At 64.1% G+C, this 18730-nt stretch carries 19 protein-coding genes; 9 read left to right on the forward strand and 10 right to left on the reverse strand.

The genetic code is table 11. From position 1 onward, the window contains the following. Positions 1–28: 28 nt before the first annotated feature. From ccmE to ccmA, 5 genes are read right to left on the reverse strand one after another with little or no spacing between them, the layout of a single operon-like run. The gene (gene ccmE, locus DKW65_RS09285; protein ID WP_111656979.1) at positions 29–505 is read right to left on the reverse strand and encodes a cytochrome c maturation protein CcmE; all 477 of its coding nucleotides are present in this window, start codon (positions 503–505) and stop codon (positions 29–31) included. Then, positions 502–687, reverse strand: a complete 186-nt coding sequence (gene ccmD / locus DKW65_RS09290) for a heme exporter protein CcmD (protein WP_111656980.1) — start codon at positions 685–687, stop codon at positions 502–504. The genes ccmE and ccmD overlap by 4 nt, the downstream gene beginning before the upstream one ends. Then, positions 687–1628, reverse strand: coding sequence for a heme ABC transporter permease CcmC (ccmC, locus tag DKW65_RS09295; RefSeq protein WP_211315761.1), 942 nt, complete (start codon positions 1626–1628; stop codon positions 687–689). Before ccmC ends, ccmD begins: the two co-directional genes overlap by 1 nt. A 53-nt stretch (positions 1629–1681) precedes the next feature. Continuing rightward, on the reverse strand, positions 1682–2350 hold the full coding sequence (ccmB, locus tag DKW65_RS09300) for a heme exporter protein CcmB (RefSeq protein WP_111656981.1): 669 nt from the start codon (positions 2348–2350) through the stop codon (positions 1682–1684). Beyond that, the gene (ccmA, locus tag DKW65_RS09305) at positions 2347–2982 is read right to left on the reverse strand and encodes a cytochrome c biogenesis heme-transporting ATPase CcmA (protein WP_245932449.1); all 636 of its coding nucleotides are present in this window, start codon (positions 2980–2982) and stop codon (positions 2347–2349) included. The genes ccmB and ccmA overlap by 4 nt, the downstream gene beginning before the upstream one ends. Before the next feature lie 188 nt (positions 2983–3170). Between ccmA and DKW65_RS09310 the strand changes: the two genes are divergently transcribed. The 4 genes from DKW65_RS09310 to DKW65_RS09325 are packed head-to-tail and all read left to right on the forward strand — an operon-like array spanning position 3171 to position 6624. Beyond that, positions 3171–3572, forward strand: coding sequence for a DUF4279 domain-containing protein (locus tag DKW65_RS09310; protein WP_111656983.1), 402 nt, complete (start codon positions 3171–3173; stop codon positions 3570–3572). Positions 3573–3591: 19 nt separating this feature from the next. Then, complete coding sequence (locus DKW65_RS09315) at positions 3592–4065, forward strand: CYTH domain-containing protein (protein WP_111656984.1); 474 nt, start codon at positions 3592–3594, stop codon at positions 4063–4065. 40 nt (positions 4066–4105) lie between these two features. Further along, complete coding sequence (locus DKW65_RS09320) at positions 4106–5074, forward strand: hypothetical protein (RefSeq protein ID WP_111656985.1); 969 nt, start codon at positions 4106–4108, stop codon at positions 5072–5074. Next, positions 5074–6624, forward strand: coding sequence for a Y-family DNA polymerase (locus tag DKW65_RS09325; RefSeq protein WP_111656986.1), 1551 nt, complete (start codon positions 5074–5076; stop codon positions 6622–6624). The genes DKW65_RS09320 and DKW65_RS09325 overlap by 1 nt, the downstream gene beginning before the upstream one ends. 1 nt (position 6625) lies before the next feature. Here DKW65_RS09325 and DKW65_RS09330 read toward each other — a convergent pair whose 3' ends face one another. Together DKW65_RS09330 and DKW65_RS09335 are read right to left on the reverse strand one after the other, a co-directional pair. Then, positions 6626–7207 (reverse strand): acyl carrier protein phosphodiesterase, encoded by a 582-nt coding sequence (locus DKW65_RS09330; RefSeq protein ID WP_111656987.1) that lies wholly within the window; start codon positions 7205–7207, stop codon positions 6626–6628. Next, positions 7204–7614 (reverse strand): PaaI family thioesterase, encoded by a 411-nt coding sequence (locus DKW65_RS09335; protein ID WP_111656988.1) that lies wholly within the window; start codon positions 7612–7614, stop codon positions 7204–7206. The genes DKW65_RS09330 and DKW65_RS09335 overlap by 4 nt, the downstream gene beginning before the upstream one ends. 170 nt (positions 7615–7784) lie before the next feature. On the opposite strand from DKW65_RS09335, the gene DKW65_RS09340 reads away from it, so the two are divergent. Next, a complete protein-coding gene (locus tag DKW65_RS09340) occupies positions 7785–9023 on the forward strand; it encodes a saccharopine dehydrogenase family protein (RefSeq protein WP_111656989.1) in 1239 nt (412 codons plus the stop codon). Positions 9024–9439: 416 nt separating this feature from the next. On the opposite strand, the gene DKW65_RS09345 is transcribed toward DKW65_RS09340, so the two are convergent. After that, on the reverse strand, positions 9440–10366 hold the full coding sequence (locus tag DKW65_RS09345) for a sterol desaturase family protein (protein WP_111656990.1): 927 nt from the start codon (positions 10364–10366) through the stop codon (positions 9440–9442). A 117-nt stretch (positions 10367–10483) separates the two neighbouring features. On the opposite strand from DKW65_RS09345, the gene DKW65_RS09350 reads away from it, so the two are divergent. Then, the gene (locus DKW65_RS09350; RefSeq protein ID WP_111656991.1) at positions 10484–11488 is read left to right on the forward strand and encodes a helix-turn-helix domain-containing protein; all 1005 of its coding nucleotides are present in this window, start codon (positions 10484–10486) and stop codon (positions 11486–11488) included. Between the two features lie 15 nt (positions 11489–11503). Continuing rightward, the gene (locus DKW65_RS09355) at positions 11504–12208 is read left to right on the forward strand and encodes a pirin family protein (RefSeq protein ID WP_111656992.1); all 705 of its coding nucleotides are present in this window, start codon (positions 11504–11506) and stop codon (positions 12206–12208) included. Here DKW65_RS09355 and DKW65_RS09360 read toward each other — a convergent pair. Both DKW65_RS09360 and DKW65_RS09365 read right to left on the reverse strand, forming a co-directional pair. Beyond that, positions 12180–12773: a GDYXXLXY domain-containing protein gene (locus tag DKW65_RS09360; protein ID WP_162925787.1), complete on the reverse strand. Its 594-nt coding sequence runs from the start codon at positions 12771–12773 to the stop codon at positions 12180–12182. The two genes, DKW65_RS09355 and DKW65_RS09360, sit on opposite strands and share 29 nt — an antisense overlap. Further along, positions 12763–14070, reverse strand: coding sequence for a DUF2157 domain-containing protein (locus tag DKW65_RS09365; RefSeq protein ID WP_162925788.1), 1308 nt, complete (start codon positions 14068–14070; stop codon positions 12763–12765). The genes DKW65_RS09360 and DKW65_RS09365 overlap by 11 nt, the downstream gene beginning before the upstream one ends. A 260-nt stretch (positions 14071–14330) precedes the next feature. On the opposite strand from DKW65_RS09365, the gene DKW65_RS09370 reads away from it, so the two are divergent. Together DKW65_RS09370 and DKW65_RS09375 are read left to right on the forward strand one after the other, a co-directional pair. Next, positions 14331–15353, forward strand: a complete 1023-nt coding sequence (locus tag DKW65_RS09370; protein ID WP_111656995.1) for a hypothetical protein — start codon at positions 14331–14333, stop codon at positions 15351–15353. Positions 15354–15600: 247 nt separating this feature from the next. Continuing rightward, complete coding sequence (locus tag DKW65_RS09375; protein WP_211315762.1) at positions 15601–18711, forward strand: error-prone DNA polymerase; 3111 nt, start codon at positions 15601–15603, stop codon at positions 18709–18711. Positions 18712–18730: the final 19 nt, after the last annotated feature.

Consider the following 18730-nt stretch of genomic DNA (forward strand, 5'->3'; position numbering starts at 1 on the left):
TTCTTCGCTCCCCCGGCATTCCCAGGGGTCAGTAACTGACCCCTTCTTCCGGCTCCGGCCCCGGTTCACTGGCGGCCGGATGCCCGGCCCGCTGCAGGGCTTCCATGACTTCCGGCGGCATGTATTGCTCATCATGCTTGGCCAGCACCTCCGTGGCCTCGAAGCGCGTCGTGCTGACCAGCGTGCCGTTGGCGACGATGCCCTGCCCTTCGCGGAACAGATCCGGCAGGATGCCGGTGTAGTAGACCGTGAAGGTGCCAATGCCGTCCGTCAGGTCGAACTGGTTCTCCAGTGTGTCCTGATCGCGGCGTACCGAACCTTCCACCACCAGCCCGCCCACGCGCATGCGCTGGCCCAGCGGCGCCTCGCCTTCGGCCACCTGCTGCGGCGTGTAGAACAGATTCAGGTTCTCCGAGATCGCATACAGCAACAGCCCTGTCGCCAGTGCCACGCCCGCCAGGGCGCCGACAATTATCAGCAGACGTTGTTTGCGTACCGGATTCATTGTTTCTCCTGCAGGGACTGTCGCCGTATCAGACCACGGATATCACGGCGCACCCGGCGACCCCGGTGTACCGCCCAGACTACATTCAGGGCAATCAATGCCACGCAGATGCCGTAGGCACTCCATACCCAGGGGCCATGTACCCCCATCTGCCAGAGCTCGGCCAGCGAATCGAAATACATCAGGCCACCTCCTCGCGCACCCAGGCGCTCTTGCGTTCACGCCAGAGAATCTCTGTGCGGGCGCGTACCAGCACCGTTACAGCAAACAGGAAGTAGGTGCCGAACATGCACAGCAGCAGTGGCGCCAGCATGCTCGGGTGAATGGCACTGCCCGCAGTACCGAACATGCTCATCGAACTGCCCTGATGCAGGCTCTGCCACCAGTCCACGGAATAACGCACGATGACGACGTTGATCACGCCCACCACGCTGAGCAGGGCGGCCGCCCGCCCCGCCTGGCGCGGGTCACGAATGGCGTTCTGCAGGGCCATCACGCCCAGGTACATGAAAAACAGGATCAGCATCGAGGTCAGCCGCGCGTCCCAGATCCAGTAGGTGCCCCAGGTCGGCCGCCCCCAGATAGCGCCGCTGATCAGCGACACCGCCGCCATGACCGCGCCGAAGGGCGCAATGGCCTTGATCGCGATTTCCGCCATCTTCAGGCGCCAGACCAGCGCCACCAAGCCAGCCACGCCCATGGCGACATAAGCCATCAGGGCCGCGCTGGACGCCGGCACATGCAGATAGATGATGCGATAACTGTTGCCCTGCTCATGGTGGGGCGGCGCAAACGCAAGCCCCCAGACCACGCCCACGACACACAACACGGTCGCAATAATCACCAGCCACGGCAGCCACAGCCCGGCAATACGATAAAAATGCGGCGGCGAGCCCAACTGGTGATACCAACGCTCCAGTGTCTGCCAGTACCAGTGCGGATAGCGCAGGGCGCCGTAATAGAACAGCACCCCCACAGTCCAGCCGCCTGCCAGCCAGACCGTGCGCGCCACCGGCGGCGCGGACCAGATGAACCAGGTCACCAGGGCCAGCAGGCCAGCACTCAGGCTGACAACAAAAAAATGCGCGGGCAGTCCGGCACGGGATACGGCGTCGCTACTCATGCTGCTACTCACTCCCACTGCTCACTACACTGTTCAGTCGATAGCTCATTTGCTCAATCACCACTGCTGATACGCAGCCCCAGGGCGACGGCAAACGGCCCCAGACTCATGGCCATGGCCAGCATGGCACCGAGCACCGCCATCACCGGCGACACCGGCAGACCTTCCAGTGCCCGGCCCAGGCTGCCGGCGCCGAACACCAGCACCGGGATATACAGCGGCAGCACCAGCAATGCCAACAGCATACTGCCTCGCCGCAAAGCCACCGTGAGGGCCGCGCCAATGGCGCCGATAAACATCAGCGTCGGCGTGCCCAGCAACAGGCCCAGCATCAGACTGCCCAGCACCTCGGGGGGCAGTTGCAGCATGTAACCCAGCAACGGCGCCACCAGCACCAGCGGCAGCCCGGTCAGCAGCCAGTGCGCCAGCACCTTGGCCAGCACCGTGAAATACAGCTCCACCGGCGCCACCAGCAACTGGTCCAGCACACCGGCTTCCTCGTCGCTGCGGAACAGGCCATCCAGCGACAGCATCACCGCCAGCAGAGCAGCAACCCAGACCACCCCGGGCGCCATCGCTTCCAGCAGGCCCGGCGTGGGCGGCACCGCCAGCGGAAACAGGCTCACCACCACCACGAAAAAGAACAGTGGGTTCACCATATCCGCCGGGCTGCGTGATGCCAGCAGCACCTCACGGCGCAGTGTGGCGCTGAAACCGCTCACCCGTGCACCGCCATACGCACTTCTGCCGCACCCTGGCCCAGCAGGATCTGACGCGTATCCGCCGCCAGCCGATGGTGCGAGGTATAGATCACCAGCCCGCCTTGCGCAGCGTGATGACGCAGGCGCTCCTCCACCAGCGCGATGCCTTCGGCATCAATGGCGGTAAAGGGTTCATCCAGAATCCAGACCGGCTTGCCCGGCAGCCACAGGCGCGCCAGCGCCACCCGGCGTTTCTGACCCGCAGACAGATGCGCCACAGGCAGGTCCTCGAAACCGGCCAGCCCGGCAGCAGCCAGCGCCTCCATCAGGGCATTGTCATCGCACTGGCCATGCAGGGCACTGAGCCAGGTCAGGTTTTCCAGCGGCGACAGTTCTTCCCGCAAACCGGGGCGATGCCCCAGATACAGCATGGCCTGGCGCAGCACCAGATCCTGTCGCCAGCGCAGCACGCCCTCATAAAAGCCGAACAACCCCGCCAGAATGCGCAGCAAGGTGGTCTTGCCAGCTCCATTGGGGCCCGCCACCTGCCAGATTTCCCCGGCCCGGGCCGTGAACGCCATATCGCTGAACAGCAACCGGTCATCGCGTTCGCAGGCCAGGGCTTCAACGGTCAGCAGCGGATGTTCGCTCACGCAAGGCTCGCTCTGTACTGGGATTCGGGGGGCGGGGCCCCGGCGGGCGCGCAGTATAGCATGCAGACTGCGCATTGTGGCCTGGCGGGCTGGTCAGGCGGCGGCCCCGTTGTTTAGAGTGGAGGCTCAGGGGGAAACACAAGAGAGCGTCATATGAAACGCCTGCAATGGCCGGGAGGGGACCGGTCGTGACCGAACACCATGTCTATTTCGCCATTTTCGGCTTTTCCGAGGACCCGGAGGCGATCACCGCACTGGCAGGCAGGCCACCAGACGACTGCTGGCGCCAGGGCGAGCCCTACAGTGAACTGCTGCCCGAGGCCCGACGGCTGGACAACCGCTGGCTGCTGACCAGCGGCCTGGATCAGCAGGCCAGTCATCAGGAGCACTTCGAGGCCTTGGTGGAGAAACTCGAACAACTCGGTGATCGTCTGCCCGCGCTGCGACGCCACTACCGTTGTGGTATAGGTGTCTCCCAGTATTTCTTCATGGACGATCCGGCTTTTTACCTGCCCGCTGAACTGATGGCCCGCTTCAAGGCACTGGGCCTGACCCTGACCTTCGACCAGTTGGGCCTGGACAGCGACTGACTCCTGACACAGGTATCCCATGGGCACTGAAATCGAACGCAAATTCCTGGTCCGCCACACCAACATGCTGGCCAACGTTACCGGCACCGAACTCAGCCAGGGCTATCTCAGCCACACCCCGGAGGCCACGGTGCGCGTACGCATTCAGGCCGATCAGGCCTGGCTGACCGTCAAGGGGCGCAATGACGGCGCCCGCCGGGCCGAGTTCGAGTACCCGATCCCCGTGGAGGATGCCCGCGCCCTGCTGGCGCTGTGCCCGGCCGGGCGTATCGAGAAGACCCGCTATCGCCTGCCGATGGCAGGGCATATCTGGGAAGTGGATGTGTTCCACGGCGATAACGACGGCCTGATCGTGGCCGAGGTCGAGCTGGACCACGAAGACGAGGCCATACAGCCGCCGGACTGGCTTGGCGAGGAAGTCACCGGCGACGTGCGCTATTACAACAGCGCGCTGAGCCAGCACCCCTACCGCCACTGGAGCGCGAGCGACTGAAGGCTTGAAATACTGTTCATAGGAACAGTATTCTGGAGGTATGGATATCCCGCCCCCGACCACCCCAGCCGAGCCCCCCGTCCTGGACACACTGCTCCAGCGAGCGGATATCTGGCGTGGCCGCGATACCGGCGACACGGCGGCGGAGCCCGTGCTGGACAGCGGCTTTGCGGCGCTGGATCAGGCCTTGCATCGGGGCGGCTGGCCCGCCACCGGGCTGACCGAATTGTTGGCGCCAGCCCCGGGGCCCGCACTGCTGCGTCTGCTGCTGCCCGCGCTGTCCCGTCTGCACCGTGACGACCCCGGCCTGATCCTGCTGGCCAACCCGCCCGCCAGACCCGCTGCGGTAGCGATGAAGCAGGCGGGCATCGACATTGATCGCTTGCTGGTGCTGCACAGCGACGACCCCCAAGGCACCCTGATGCGCGCCTGCCGGGAAGCCGCCGCCTCCGATGCGGTGGCTGCGCTGATCTGCTGGTGGCCCGACACCCTGCGCGACCCGCGCTTGTTGCGGCGCCTGCACCGGGCCGGGCAACAGGGCCGCTGCTGGGTGGTGATCCTGAGAGATCAACGCCATCTTCGTGACAGTTCACCCGCGCCACTGCGCCTGCACTGCCAGCCGCAACTGCACCACGACGCCCCGTGGCAGCTTCACCTGCATATCCTGAAACAGCCCGGTGGCTGGGCAGGTCAACAGCTCACCCTGCCCTGGCACCCCCCGGCCCTGCACAGCGCGCTGGGCCGCGCGGCACGGCTGCTGGCGCCGCATGGCATGCAACAGCGCCTTCAGCAACATGCTCCACAACATGAGCCACTTCCGGCCACGCCCGCCATACAACCACCGCCCGCCGAACCGGTCATCTACCGGCTCGGTCTGCCGGGAAAAGTGCCCGCCATACCACCGCTGGATCTGGGCCCGGTACCGCATGCGGTACCGCCCCCCCTGCCGGACACCACACCGGAACCAGAACCGCTGCCGAGCACAACATCACGGCCGGAGCATGCCTGATGCCCCGGCCCCTGTGGTGTGCCATTCGTCTGCCGCAATGGCCCTTGACGATCTTCCCCGGCGACAACGGCGGCCCCCGTGCCGTGGCCACCCGGCATCATGTGCTGCGTTGCTGTGCACGCAGCCAGGCGGCCGGGGTAACCCCCGGCATGAAACTGGCCACCGCCCACGCACTGATAGATGAATTGCAGGTATTGGAACGGGATCCGACCCGGGAACAGGCGGCACTGACCCGGCTGGCCTGGCAACTGCTGCACTTCACTCCGGGCCTGTGCCTGCACCAACCCGGCCCGGCCGAAGATGATCAGGCCGACCCCGGCCTGTTACTGGATATTGGCGGTAGCCTGAGACTGTTTGGCGGCAGCGAAAACCTGCTGGTAGCCCTGCACACCCTGCTGGGCCACCTGGGGCACGACTGGCATACCGGCGTGGGCCATACCCCACTGGCCGCCTGGCAACTCAGTCATGCGCCGCCCGAAGACAGTCTGCAGGCACTGCGCCAGGCCGATCAGGCCGACACCGCCCGGGCCGCCGCCGACGCCTTCTGCGCGGCACTGGCACGCCAGCCTGTGGCCCGCCTGGCCCTGGCCGCCCCCCTGAAAGGCGCTCTGGCGGCACCGGGTTTTCGCACCCTGGGTGAATTACTCGCCCTGCCCCGCCCGGCACTCGGGCGTCGCTTCGGCAAGGCCCTGCTGTTGTGGTGCGAACAACTGCTCGGCGAACGCCGGGATCCACGCCCGGCCCTGTCGCCGCCGGAACGGTTTATGCTGACCCGGGAATTCAGTGATCCGGTGCGCAACAGCCAGTACCTGTTACCCGTCATGCGGCAGCAACTGGATGCCCTGAGCGCCTGGCTACGGCATCGCCAGCAAGCCGTACGCACCCTGCACTGGCAACTCACCGACCATCAGGGAGACAGTGAAACCCTGCGCATTCGCCGGGCCCGCCCTTGCGCAGAAGCGGCCCTGTGGCACCAACTCACCGAACGGTATCTGGAACAACATCGCCTGCGCGCCCCGGTGCTGGCCCTGACCTTGCGTTGCAGCCGCCCGCAGGCGGCCGCCCCGGAACACCACACCCTGATACAGGCCCACGGCGCCCGCGCAGACGCCCGCGACCTGCTGGAAAAACTCGCCTGCCTGCCACAACTGGCGTTGCAGCGCCTGTCACTGGTGGATGCTCATTTGCCCGAACAGCGCCAGCAGGAAACCGACCCCCTGAAGCCCATGACGGAGCAGGCCGCGCCAATATCCACTGAGCCCGACACGCCCCCCCCCTTGCAGCGCCAACCCCTGTGGCTGCTGAGCCCGGCAGAGCCCCTGCAACAGACGCGACAGGGCGAGTTACGTTGGCGCGGCGGCAAACTGGTGCCCCTGCTGGCCGACCGGCGCCTGAGTCTCGACTGGTGGAACACCAGCGCCGCAGATCAGCCCGGCCAGCGTGATTATTTTCTGGCGCGACATCTGTCCAGCGGCAACCTGTGCTGGATCTATCGCACCGGAGGCAGCGGCGCTCAGGAACGCCAATGGTTCATGCAGGGATTTTTCTAGGCTATTCCAGCGCCTGTGCGGCCACCTCACGCTGCAATTGCGGGTACAGCGTCAGGAAAACCTGCTCCAGCACGTCGTAGTGCTGTGCCAGTTCCTCGGCCACGCCCTGAAAACGGTTGGCAAACCGGATCCGGCCAGCGATCCGGTCCAGCGCCTGCCCCACTTCCTCCAGCGAGCGGTAATAGCGCAAGCCATCATGGGCCACCAGACGGGAAACATGCTCACGCATCGGCGCCGGCATCAGCGGGCGGCCCTGCAACAACAGCTGGTAATCCCGCGCCACACTGGCCGCCAACGCCTCATCATGAAAACGCGCCCAGTGGCGCAGCAGGAAATGATCGAACAACACATCCATCGCCACCCCGGCAAAGCGTCGCCGCGGCGGCGAAAACAGACGCCGGCATGCCATCACATCAGGATGCCGGTCCGTAAGACGGTCTACCAGACGATGATTATGCAGCCCCAGCCTGACCGGCTCGGGCAGCTGCGCAGCGTCCACCCCGCGCATGAAATCACCCAGCAGGTTACCCACCTTGGACGGCACCGTCGGCTGCGCCAGGGCCAGATGTGCCAGATAATTCATGGATGCATGACATTGAAAACAGCACTGGCGCGGGCCACCAGCTGCCCTTCCACCCGGAACAGGCAATCGGCAAAGGCCAGGCTGCGGCCCACCTTGCGCACCTGCGTGTCCACTTCCAGCCAGTCGCCCTCTTTCACGCTGCCGATAAAGTCCATCGTCTGGCTGGCGCTGACCATGGGCGTCGGTGGCTCGGAGGCAAACGCCGCGTTATAGCCCAGCGCAATGTCTGCCAGACTGCAGAACACACCACCATGCATCAGGCCGCGCGCATTGCAATGCTGCATGGCCACCCGCAGACCGAGTATCAGCGCACCCTCATCGGTACGCCGGTTGTGAATCGGCCCGATCAGGTCGGTAAAGGGGCTGGCGCGAAACAGCGGGGTAAAACCTTCGGGAATCCCTGACATGACATCACCTGTGCTCAAGCACTGTCTTCCGAGCATACCTGCCCGACAGCACCGGCGCACGCCTGCCCGAAGGCATCACCCCCGGGTACAAAACAGACAGGAAAGTCGGCACCAGACTGCGTACCATGGTGAACCATCCTTGCCACTGCCACCCCATGACAGAGGACACCATGAACACATCTTCCACTGCACAATTTGATCTGGTGGTGTTCGGCGCCACCAGCTTCGTCGGCCAGATCCTGTGCCGCTACCTGCGGGATACCTTCGGCACCGAAGGCAGCCTGACATGGGCCATCGCCGGCCGCTCGCAATCGAAACTCGATCAGGTACGCAGCGAGCTGGGCCTGGACGCCGCCAGCCTGCCCGCCCTGATCGCCGATGCGGCCGACGACACTGCCCTGCGCGAACTGTGTCAGCGTGCCAACACGATCGTGTCCACTGTCGGGCCCTACGCCCTCTACGGCGAACCCCTGGTGCGCGCCTGTGCCGAAACCGGCACCCACTACTGCGACCTGACCGGCGAGGTGCAGTGGATCCCGCGCATGATCAGCCGCTACGAAGACGCCGCCCGCGCCTCTGGTGCCCGCATCGTGCACTGCTGCGGCTTCGACTCTATTCCTTCCGACCTGGGCGTATATTTTCTGCAAAAAGAGGCAGAAAAGCGCTTTGCAGCGCCATGCAGCACCGTAGCGATGCGCGTCAAGGCGGCCAAAGGCGGCGTCTCGGGCGGCACCGTGGCCAGCATGATGAACGTGGCGCGCGAAGCCGCTTCCGACAGTGACCTGCGCAAGCAACTCGCCAACCCCTATGCCCTGTGTCCGCCGGAGCATGGCTTCACGGCACGCCAGCGCAATGTGTCAACGCCGGTGTTCGACGCCGACTTCCAGGCCTGGAGTGGTCCGTTCGTGATGGCGGGCATCAATACGCGTATCGTGCATCGCAGCAATGCGTTGCTGGGTAATGCCTATGGCGCACAATTCCGTTACGACGAAGCGATGCTGACCGGCACCGGCTTCGGCGGCCGCATGAAAGCACTGGGGCTGGCCACCGGCATGGGGGCCTTCCTGGCGGCGGCGGTGCTGCCCCCCACCCGCTGGGTACTGGAAAAGTTTGTGGTGCCGAAGCCGGGCGAAGGACCGACTCCGACAGCACAGAAAACCGGCTTTTATGATCTGCGCTTTATCGGCAAGACCGAGGCGGGTGAGTCGCTGCAGGTCAAGGTGGTCGGTCAAGGTGATCCCGGCTACGGCTCCACCGCAAAGATGCTTGGCCAGGCAGCGGTGGCGCTTGTGCAGGATGTGGACGACAAAGTCCCGGGCGGTTTCTGGACACCGGCCTCACTGATCGGTGACGCGCTGCTGAAGCGACTGCCCGAGGCGGCGGACGTTCGCTTCGAGGTCGTCGACTGAGGGTCGGGGGTTTTCCATTCTGTTTGGTTGTGGTGGTTATGGCCCTCGGGGGGCGGGTAAGGGGTTTCTGGACACGCTGCAAGTACATCCCTGTAAGCTCTCGTTCGGCATCCATGCCTCTCGAAGGTCCAGAAACCCCTTACCCGCCCCCCGAGGGCCGTCACGCGCAGCCCAGCTAACAACTTCCGGCCAACCGCAAGTCTGGTTCTGGCGACACGCTACGAAGTGGTCTTCGTGTCGTTGGCACTGAACTGAGGCCTCGGGGAGGGGTAAGCCCTTCCAGAAGTGTGTGAGGCAGGATGCCGAACGCAAGCCCCCAGGGACGGGTTCACGGCGGCTTCTGGAAGGGCTTACCCCTCACCGAGGCCGTGCTACGGAGCTACGACACTCCAGAGACCAGCCATCTGCCACCAAACCTAATCCCGACGCCACTCCGGCGCACGCCACAGGTGCTGCAAGCGCCGCCACAGGCCACCACGGCCCTCGGACGAGACCATATCGCGGAACATGTCCTGGTACTCGTGCGTCCACAAGGTCACCAGATCATCCTTCGGTGGCGGCCGGGTAATACCGTATTCGATGCTGTCCTTGTCCTGCTCTTCCACGAAGGTGCCGAACAGACGATCCCAGATAATCAGCACACCACCGTAGTTACGATCAATGCAGCCCGGATTCTTGCCATGGTGCATGCGGTGGTGACTCGGCGTATTGAAAACGAATTCGATAGCCGGGTGCAGCTTGTCCACCAACGTCGTGTGGATGAAGAACTGGTACACCAGCGATAGCGCGAAGGCCGTGCCGATCCAGACCGGGTTCAGGCCCAGCAAGGCCAGCGGCACATAGAAAAGCCAGCCGCCGTTGAAAATGTTGGTGGCGTTCTGGCGCATGGCCGTGGTGAAGTTCATCCGGTGGGACGAGTGATGCACCACGTGCGCAGCCCAGAACCAGCGTATGCGATGGCTGCTGCGGTGCATCCAGTAAAAGCAGAATTCGACACCGATAAAGGTCAGCAGCACCATGCCCCACGTCAGCGACGGATCAAAGAGACGGTAGTGATAGGCCAGCGTGTAGAGCGGGAAAGCGATCAGACCGGCAAACAGCAACTCGGTCATCTGGTAGCCCGCGCCAAGCATGAAATTACGCACGGCTTCGCGACCGTCCATGCGTGCCGGGTCGTTGCGAATGCGGCGGTACTCCCACAGCGCCACGCCAATAAACAGCGGTGTGGCAAAGACGAACACCAGTTGGCGCAGATCCAGGGCCAGCCAGGCGGGCGCCAGATCGAGCAGCGCGTACAGGCCACTGTTGGCCAGCATCTCGTTGATCATGTCAGTAAAAGCCACGGTGACCTCCTGCCAGGCCCATATCACGTCTATTTTTTAGCCTGAGCGCCAAACCTTATTGACCTTTCATGCCTTTGTTTTGACAATCAGTGCCATACAGAGCATGAAAGCAGAAAGATGAGCGTACTGAGACTGACCGGTGCCTGGACACGGCTGCTGACAGACTGGCTGGAAGCCGAGCAATTACCCGCGCCGGAGATCCGCGCGGCGCTGCTGCGTTATGCCCCGGACGACATCGTGCCCGTGCCGGTGTGGCGCCGCCTGCTGGAGCGCGGGCTGGCCTTGCGGCCTGCGGAGGCAGCGCCGGAGCTGGCTGTCGGGGCCGGTGTGCAGCCTCATCATGTGGGCGTGCTGGGTTATCTGGTGCTGGCAGCGGAAAGTCTCGGTGAGGCGATGTTGGCCTACCAGCGCTACGAGAAACTGTTCTACGGCGTCAATGTGGCCGAAGTGCTCGCTGTGGATCAGGACGTGGAGATCCGCTGGCACGGGACCAGCGAACTGCTCGGGCAATCCGCCGACGGGGTCGCCATCGCCGCGCTGATTACCTTCCTGCGGCGGCAGCTGGAAGACCCGCCGCCGCCGTCCCTGGTCGCCTTTGCCGGTGCCCCGACGCGGCCCGGATCGGCTGACGCTTACCGGACGTTTTTCGGCTGCCCGGTGCATTTTAACGACAGCCATGTCCGGGTGCGCTTTCCGGCAGCGTATCTCGGTATCCCCATGCCACAGCGGGACCCGGCGCTGCGTGCCTTGCTGGATCGACAAGCTCAGGCCCTGCTGGACACGCTGCCGGACGACGACCCGTTTGATCGCGCCCTGCAACAACTGCTGCCCCGCCTGCTCGCTGATGGCCGCGCCACGCTGCCGATTGCCGCCCGCGCGCTGCATGTGTCGCCGCGCACGCTGCAACGGCGGCTGGCGGCGCACAATATCAGCTGGCAGACCTTTCTGGACCAGGCCCGTGCGCGGCTGGCGCAGGAATACCTCAGTGACACGTCGCTGTCGCTTTCTGATGTGGCGCTGCTGCTGGGTTTTTCCGAGCAAAGCGCGTTCAATCGTGCGTTCCGCCGCTGGACCGGCAGTACACCCGGTCGCGAACGGCGTCTGCATGGCATGCGGGGCTGAGCATGGAGCTCTGACATGGAAATACTGACACGCGACGATCTGCCGCTGGGCGGCTTCGCCGGTCTGCGCGAGCGGCTCTATGTGATGTCGCCGAGGCAGTTCGGCGACCAGGCGCTGCCGGATACGCATCCCGGACTGGGCAATCTGGTCTATCTGGCGGATGCGTTCTTTCGGCCGCAGGGCAGCACGGGCAGACATTTTCATCGCAACATCGATATCGTGACCTGCCTGATTCGGGGGCGGTTGCTGCACCAGGGCAGTCTCGGGGACGGCGAAATACTGGAAGCCGGTGCGATCCAGATCCAGCAGGCGGGTGCAACGGGTTTCGATCACAATGAAATCAACCCGGATACGCAGCTCAATCACATGATCCAGTTATGGCTGCGCCCTGAGCACCTCATCACGGACGCCAGGTACCGCACGGCCCAACCGGAACCCGACGCACGCACCCGCATTTATGGCAGTGACGACACCGTGCCCAACAGCACCTGGCTGGATATCCTCATCAGCACCCGCCCCCACACCCTGGCCTTGCCAGGCCATACGCTGGGGTATCTGGTGCGTGGCGGCGGTGAACTGGAAGAAGCGGGTCAGCGCCAGGTTCAACGCCAAATTCAACGAGAGACCCTGGCTGCCGATACGCTGTTCACCGTCCATGACGGGCAACTGCAACTGGAGGCAAACAGCTACCTCATTCTGGCGGGGCCGTCGGCGGTGTGATGGCGTGCAGGGCTGCCCGGCCACCGTCGGTGACCCGGATATGCGCAATACCACCGCGCATCAGGTCGCGCTCGAGCGCCAGGGCTTTGTCCTTCGGTGCAAACCAGGCTTCGATGCCGTAGCGCAATCGCAGGATGTCGCCACTGCGATACATGATGCGGCCCCGCACGAAAACGCCGCTGTCCGGGCGCTGGCGGTGAATGGCCGTGGCCTGCCAGGTATTATCGCCGTTTTCCGACTGCTCCAGCATGACATACACCCGACTGCCCGCTTGCAGCGGCGCCCGGTAATCGGACGGCTGCTGCGATACCAGCAGCCCGGCATCCAGCCTGGTGATGGCGTATTCCAGGCGCGCATAATTGCCACGAAACAGATCGCGCGGGTCCACCGGCACCACTTCCAGGGCCACATCGCGACCAGCCCACAATGGATAGCGCGCCGATCCCAACACACCCGCCAGCACCAGCAGTTGCCCCAGCAACACCAGCAGCAACAGCCAGCCGCGCCAGTTCATCGGGCGCTCGGAAATCGCATGTTCGACACTGTCCACCAGTTTATTCGGCATCGGCGCTCTCCTGAAGGCGGCCATTCCGACGGTCATGCCGCTGCCAGTAGCGCGCGGCCAGGAACAGAATGACGCCCGCCACGGCAAACATCAGGGCGCTGCTCAGGTAATCACCGATCAGCGACAGGTAACGCAACATGACCAGCAACAGCAGTAACACCACGCCACCGTAAAAACGCGATGACACACCGTGCTGCATGCCCTGCCGAATCATGGCGATACCCAACCCCAGCAACAGCAGATTGATGCCCACCGCCAGCCACAGCGCCAGGCCCTGGAAGGGCCAGAAGGTCACCAGCAGCAGTACCAGCGTCAGCCCGGCGGCCGAGGCGATGATGGCGCTGCGCTCTGGCATGCGTGTTTGCCAGGCCAGCGCAGCCACCAGCAGCCACACCAGTGGCAGCCACCATTGCAAGGGCAGGCCATGCCGCAACCAGGCCTTGATGAACTCGTCCCAGGCACCGACATAACTGAACACCAGCAGCCCGAGCAGCGCCAGCCGCATCAGCCAGTGGGTCGCCCATTGCGCGTGGGCACGGCGGCCACGGAGCGGATGATCCAGTTGCGTCAGAGTGAGCCCGCGCACCAGCAATACCAGCCAGGCGGTCAGCACCAGGTGTGCGGCCCAGATACCGGGGGGTGGTGAAAAATAATGCCCCATGCTCCAGGCATACAAACCATTGGCCCAGACCAGCAGCAGCACCAGCGCCGCGTCACGGAGCACACCGGAGTGGCTGCGATAGAGCACCTGATACAGGGCGGCCCCGGCAAACAGCGGTAGCAGCCAGGGCAGCCCATAGCGCCACTGGGTCATCATCCACAGGGCGGCCAGCAGCAACTGCAACGCATGCAGCAGGCGGCTGGTGGTCAGCCAGGCCAGCGGCAGGATACCCAGCGCCCAGAGCAGCAGCCCGTCGGGGAAATGTTCGCCAAGATGATAGATCTGGGCGATCAGCATGATACTGGCGCCATAAAGAATGCCGCCGGCAAACAGCCAGAGCACAGCCTGATCGCGATAGCCGCGCACCCACTGCCGGAACCCCAGGGCATTGACCAGACCGGTGGCGCCGATCAAGCCGGCCATGCGCCCGGCGCGGGACAGCTCGTCCCAGTTATGCGACAACAGCAGCAGGACCGCCGCCCCGGCGAAGATGATGGCCAGCGCAGTCAGCACCCTGTAGGCGAGTGGCGTCCGCCCCGAGCCCTCCAGAGACAGGCCGTACCGCGCCAGAATCTGCTCTCCCTGCGCGGCGCTGATCAGCCCCTCGGCCACCCAGTCGCGCACCTCGTCAGCCAATTCACCCCTGAAGAACCGCAATAGCCGCAATGCCCTGCTTCCCTGTCCTGCCGCACTCTGGCGACGTTGCACCAAGCATGGCGGCAAGCCCGCATTCCGGCAAGCCCACATTCCCGCAAACCCAGACTCCGGCAAAAAACAGACTCCGGCAAACCAGAGACCGCCGCCATGTCACTACGGCCAAGGCGCGTGCCCGGGGAAGCCGCTAGTCTGCGAGGCAGTGCTTTCTCACGACATCGCCAACACAGGACAGCCGACCCATGACGGACACGCAACAGGCCAAGGCCGATCAACTGATGAATGCCCAGATTGCCTGGATCATTGCGCAACTGGACAAGAAAACCCTGACGAAGATCGTGCGCGAGGAAGTGGACCTGGCGTTCAAGGCGGCGAAGACCCTGACCCTGAATGAGGTGGTCAGTGTCGACACCGTCAAGGCGACGGCCAGACGCTATGCCATCGACATGGACATTTCCGGCGCCATCCCCGAGCTGATCGGTGAGATTGCCGACCGTCTGTACAACCATCCCGGCCACGACAAGAACAGCTTCGAGGACCTGATCAGCGATCAGGAAGTGGCCGAACTGCTGGATGTGGCCCTGGAAATGAAAGCCCTGCGCCAGCGCCTGATCAGCGAGATCGGCGGCAGCCCGCTGACCCTGAACCTGATTTCCGACATGCTCTATCGCGGCATTCAGGGCTTTATCAATCAGGGCACCAACATGGCCGGCAGCATTCCCGGCGCCAGCTCGCTGCTGAAGCTGGGCAAGTCGGCGGTCAGCAAGGCGGCCCCGGGGCTGGAAAAATCAGCGGAAAGCAGCATCAAGAAATACATTGCCCACAACACCCGCAGCATTATCCGGCAAAGTGAAAAACGTCTGGAAAAGACCATCGAGAGTGGCGAGTTCCGCCAGGCCGTGCTGGATTTCTGGGACGAGATCAAGGAACAGAAAGTCGCCAGCCTGCGCCGCTATGTCACCCGCGATGAGCTGGAAGATGCCATGGTGACCGGCCTCGAAGCCTGGAAGCAGTTCCGGGCCACCCGCTACTTCGGCAACCTGCTGGATGCCGGGGTGGACTTTTTTTTCCAGAAGTACGGCGAGACCTCGCTGGACAAGCTGGTCAAGGAAATGGGCGTGACCAAGAAGATGGTCAGCGACGAAATCATGCACTATGCCCCGCAGGCTATCGATGCCCTGAACGAGAAAGGGCTGATCGAAGCCGCCTTGCGCCGCCGCCTGACGCCCTTCTGGCATGCGGACTCCACGCTGGCGCTGCTGTGACAGGCGAGGCTTGACATACTGCTCATACGGACAGTATTCTGGCTGTCCGGTGAGCACACGGTCATCTGAGTCTGACACCTGATCTGAGTCTGACACCTGAAAGGTACTGCAACCCCTGACAGGTTTACTGCCGTGAGATCTCCCAGGGCCCCCAGTCCCCGCTGTCGGGCCCGCGCCAGGGACGGCGCATTGCTCCCGGGTCTGTTTTTCTCAGGCCGGCACCCCCGGCGTGCCACGGGCGCCCATCATGTTTGCCGAACTGCACGCACAATCCAGCTTCAGTTTTCTGACCGGTGCCAGCCAGCCGGATGAACTGGTCTGGCAGGCCGCCAGTGAAGGCTATGCCGCCCTGGCCATCACCGATGAATGCACCCTGGCAGGCGTTGTGCGTGCCCATCAGGCGGCCCGTGAAGCGGGCCTGCACCTGATTATCGGCAGCCGCATGACCCTCACCGACGGCACCCGTCTGGTGTTGCTGGTCACCGATCGCGCCGCCTACGCCAACCTGTCCACGCTGATCACGGCCGCCCGCCGTGACAGCCCCAAAGGCGAATACCGGGTCACCCCGGCACGGCTGGCCGCCCATGCCGATGGTCTGCTGTGCCTGTGGCGCCCAGGCTGGGAGGCCGAACGGGCCGATCAGCAACTGGCCATGCTCAAATCGCATTTCCACGACCGCCTGTGGCTGGCCTGCGAGCTGCACCAGGACGGCGACGATGTGGCCCAGTATCAGTACCTGTTGCAGCGCGCCAATCACCATGAATTGCCCATGGTGGCCAGCAACGACGTGCATATGCACAGCCCCGCGCGGCAACCCCTGCAGGATGTACTCACCGCCCTGCGTCATCGCACTACCGTGGCGGAACTGGGCCAGCGCCGCTTTGCCAATGGCGAGCGCTATCTGCGCCCGGTGGCGCGCCTGCGCCAGCTCTATCCCGAAGCCCTGCTGGCGGAAAGCCTGCATATCGCCCGGCGCTGCACCTTTTCACTGGATGAATTGCGTTATCAGTACCCGGCGGAAGTTGTCCCGGCGGGCAAGACCCCCGCCGCCTGGCTGCGCCAGCTGACCGAGGAAGGCGCCGCCCGGCGCTGGCCCGAAGGTGTCCCCGACAAGGTCCGTGCCCTGATCGAAAAAGAGCTGGCCCTGATCCGCGAGCTGGATTATGAGTATTACTTCCTCACCGTGCAGGACATCGTCGCCTTCGCCCGCCGCCAGGGCATCCTGTGTCAGGGGCGCGGCTCGGCTGCCAACTCCGCTGTCTGCTACTGCCTGTTCGTGACCGAGGTGGACCCGGTGCACAGCAGCCTGCTGTTCGAGCGCTTCATCAATCGTGAACGTAACGAACCCCCCGATATCGATGTGGATTTCGAACACGAGCGGCGTGAGGAGGTGGTGCAGTACATCTATCGCAAATATGGCCGCGAGCGGGCCGCCCTCGCCGCCACGGTCATCAGTTATCGCATGCGCTCCGCCGTACGGGATGTCGGCCGCGCCCTGGGCTTTGACCGGCACCGGCTGGACCTGCTGAGCCAGCAACTGGCCTGGTGGGACAAACCCGACACCCTGATTGAGCGGTTTCGCGAAGCGGGCCTCAAGGACACGCAGCTGGCGCGGCAATACCGCGCCCTGGTCCTGGAGCTGCTCGGCTTCCCGCGGCATCTGTCACAGCATGTTGGCGGGTTTGTCATCAGCCGCGACCCCATCGCCACGCTGGTGCCGATCGAAAACGCCGCCATGCCCGAGCGCACCATCATTCAATGGGACAAGGATGATCTGGAAGCCCTGGGTCTGATGAAGGTGGATGTGCTGGCGCTGGGCATGCTCACCGCCATCCGCAAGATGCTGGATCTGATCAACGGGTATCGGGCTACGCAGGGCAAGACCGCGCTCAGTGTCCAGCAACTGCCCCGGGAAGACCCGCAGACCTATGCCATGCTCTGCAAGGGCGACAGTGTCGGCGTGTTCCAGGTGGAATCCCGCGCGCAGATGAACATGCTGCCGCGTCTGCGGCCACAGCAGTTCTATGATCTGGTGATTCAGGTCGCCATCGTGCGGCCCGGCCCGATCCAGGGCGACATGGTGCATCCCTATCTGCGCCGCCGGCATGGCCAGGAAGCGGTGGACTATCCCGATGACCGCATTCGCGATGTGCTGTCACGCACCCTCGGCGTACCCATTTTCCAGGAACAGGTGATTCAGTTGACCATGGTCGCCGCCGGATTCAGCGGTGGCGAGGCCGATCAGCTGCGCCGCGCCATGGCACGCTGGGGCAAAAGCGGCGAGTTGATGCAATTCCGTGACAAGGTGATTCACGGCATGCTCGCCAATGGCTACACCCCCGAGTATGCCGAGCGCATTTTTGAACAGATGAAAGGCTTTGGCGGCTACGGCTTCCCCGAATCCCATGCCGCCAGCTTTGCCCTGCTGGTGTATGTCTCGGCCTGGCTCAAGCGGCACCATACGGCGGCATTTTATGCTGGCCTGCTCAACAGCCTGCCCATGGGCTTCTATTCGCCGTCGCAACTGATCCAGGATGCCCGGCGCCATGGCATTGAAACCCGCCCTGTCTGTGTCGATCACAGCCACTGGGATTACACCCTGGAAGACAGCACGCGCCTGGCCTTCGGCATGCAGCCCGCCCTGCGCCTGGGCCTGCGCCAGATCAGTGGCTTCAACGAAGACGCGGCGGCACGCCTTGTCGCCGCCCGGCGCCAGGCGCGTTTCACCGACGTGGAAGACCTGTGCCGCCGGGCACAGCTCCATCGCCAGGAGCGCGACGCCCTGGTGGCCGCCAACGCCCTCGCCCGCCTGACCGGCCATCGGCATCAGGGCCATTGGGAGATACAGGCGGTGCAGGAAACACTGCCGCTGTTTGAACACAGCGCGTCAGACAGCCCGACCGCATTGCACGACGGCGTGCGTCTGGATGCGCCCTCAGAGGTCGACAATCTGCTCAGTGATTACCGCAGCCTGGGGCTGACCCTGGGCCGTCACCCGCTGGCCCTGCTGCGCCACCGGCCCGAATTCGCCCGCTGCAAACGCGCCCGTGACCTGCGCCATCTGGACAGCGGCCGGCTGGTCCATGTGGCCGGGGTGGTCACCAACCGGCAACGACCGGGCACGGCCTCCGGCGTGCTGTTCATGACCCTGGAAGACGAAACCGGCAATACCAACGTGGTGCTCTGGCAAGGCATTCAGGAACAATACCGGCGCGCCATTCTCGGTGGCCAGTTACTGATCATCACGGGCACGGCAGAAAAGACAGAAGAGGGCCTGATCCACCTGATCGCCGGCAAGGTCGAGGATGTCAGCGATGCCCTCGCCAGCCTGAAAAGCCGCTCGCGCGACTTCCACTAGGAGGCATGTTCTTCAGGCA

This window comes from Isoalcanivorax indicus (assembly GCF_003259185.1).
GTDB lineage: Bacteria > Pseudomonadota > Gammaproteobacteria > Pseudomonadales > Alcanivoracaceae > Isoalcanivorax > Isoalcanivorax indicus.

Excerpts from the sequence above, each read along its gene's own strand:
- ccmE (WP_111656979.1), bottom strand. The coding sequence starts at position 505 with ATGAATCCGGTACGCAAACAACGTCTGCTGATAATTGTCGGCGCCCTG.
- ccmD (WP_111656980.1), bottom strand. The coding sequence starts at position 687 with ATGTATTTCGATTCGCTGGCCGAGCTCTGGCAGATGGGGGTACATGGC.
- ccmC (WP_211315761.1), bottom strand. The coding sequence starts at position 1,628 with ATGAGTAGCGACGCCGTATCCCGTGCCGGACTGCCCGCGCATTTTTTT.
- DKW65_RS09315 (WP_111656984.1), top strand. The coding sequence starts at position 3,592 with ATGGGCACTGAAATCGAACGCAAATTCCTGGTCCGCCACACCAACATG.
- DKW65_RS09320 (WP_111656985.1), top strand. The coding sequence starts at position 4,106 with ATGGATATCCCGCCCCCGACCACCCCAGCCGAGCCCCCCGTCCTGGAC.
- DKW65_RS09325 (WP_111656986.1), top strand. The coding sequence starts at position 5,074 with ATGCCCCGGCCCCTGTGGTGTGCCATTCGTCTGCCGCAATGGCCCTTG.
- DKW65_RS09330 (WP_111656987.1), bottom strand. The coding sequence starts at position 7,207 with ATGAATTATCTGGCACATCTGGCCCTGGCGCAGCCGACGGTGCCGTCC.
- DKW65_RS09335 (WP_111656988.1), bottom strand. The coding sequence starts at position 7,614 with ATGTCAGGGATTCCCGAAGGTTTTACCCCGCTGTTTCGCGCCAGCCCC.
- DKW65_RS09340 (WP_111656989.1), top strand. The coding sequence starts at position 7,785 with ATGAACACATCTTCCACTGCACAATTTGATCTGGTGGTGTTCGGCGCC.
- DKW65_RS09350 (WP_111656991.1), top strand. The coding sequence starts at position 10,484 with ATGAGCGTACTGAGACTGACCGGTGCCTGGACACGGCTGCTGACAGAC.
- DKW65_RS09355 (WP_111656992.1), top strand. The coding sequence starts at position 11,504 with ATGGAAATACTGACACGCGACGATCTGCCGCTGGGCGGCTTCGCCGGT.
- DKW65_RS09360 (WP_162925787.1), bottom strand. The coding sequence starts at position 12,773 with ATGCCGAATAAACTGGTGGACAGTGTCGAACATGCGATTTCCGAGCGC.
- DKW65_RS09370 (WP_111656995.1), top strand. The coding sequence starts at position 14,331 with ATGACGGACACGCAACAGGCCAAGGCCGATCAACTGATGAATGCCCAG.
- DKW65_RS09375 (WP_211315762.1), top strand. The coding sequence starts at position 15,601 with ATGTTTGCCGAACTGCACGCACAATCCAGCTTCAGTTTTCTGACCGGT.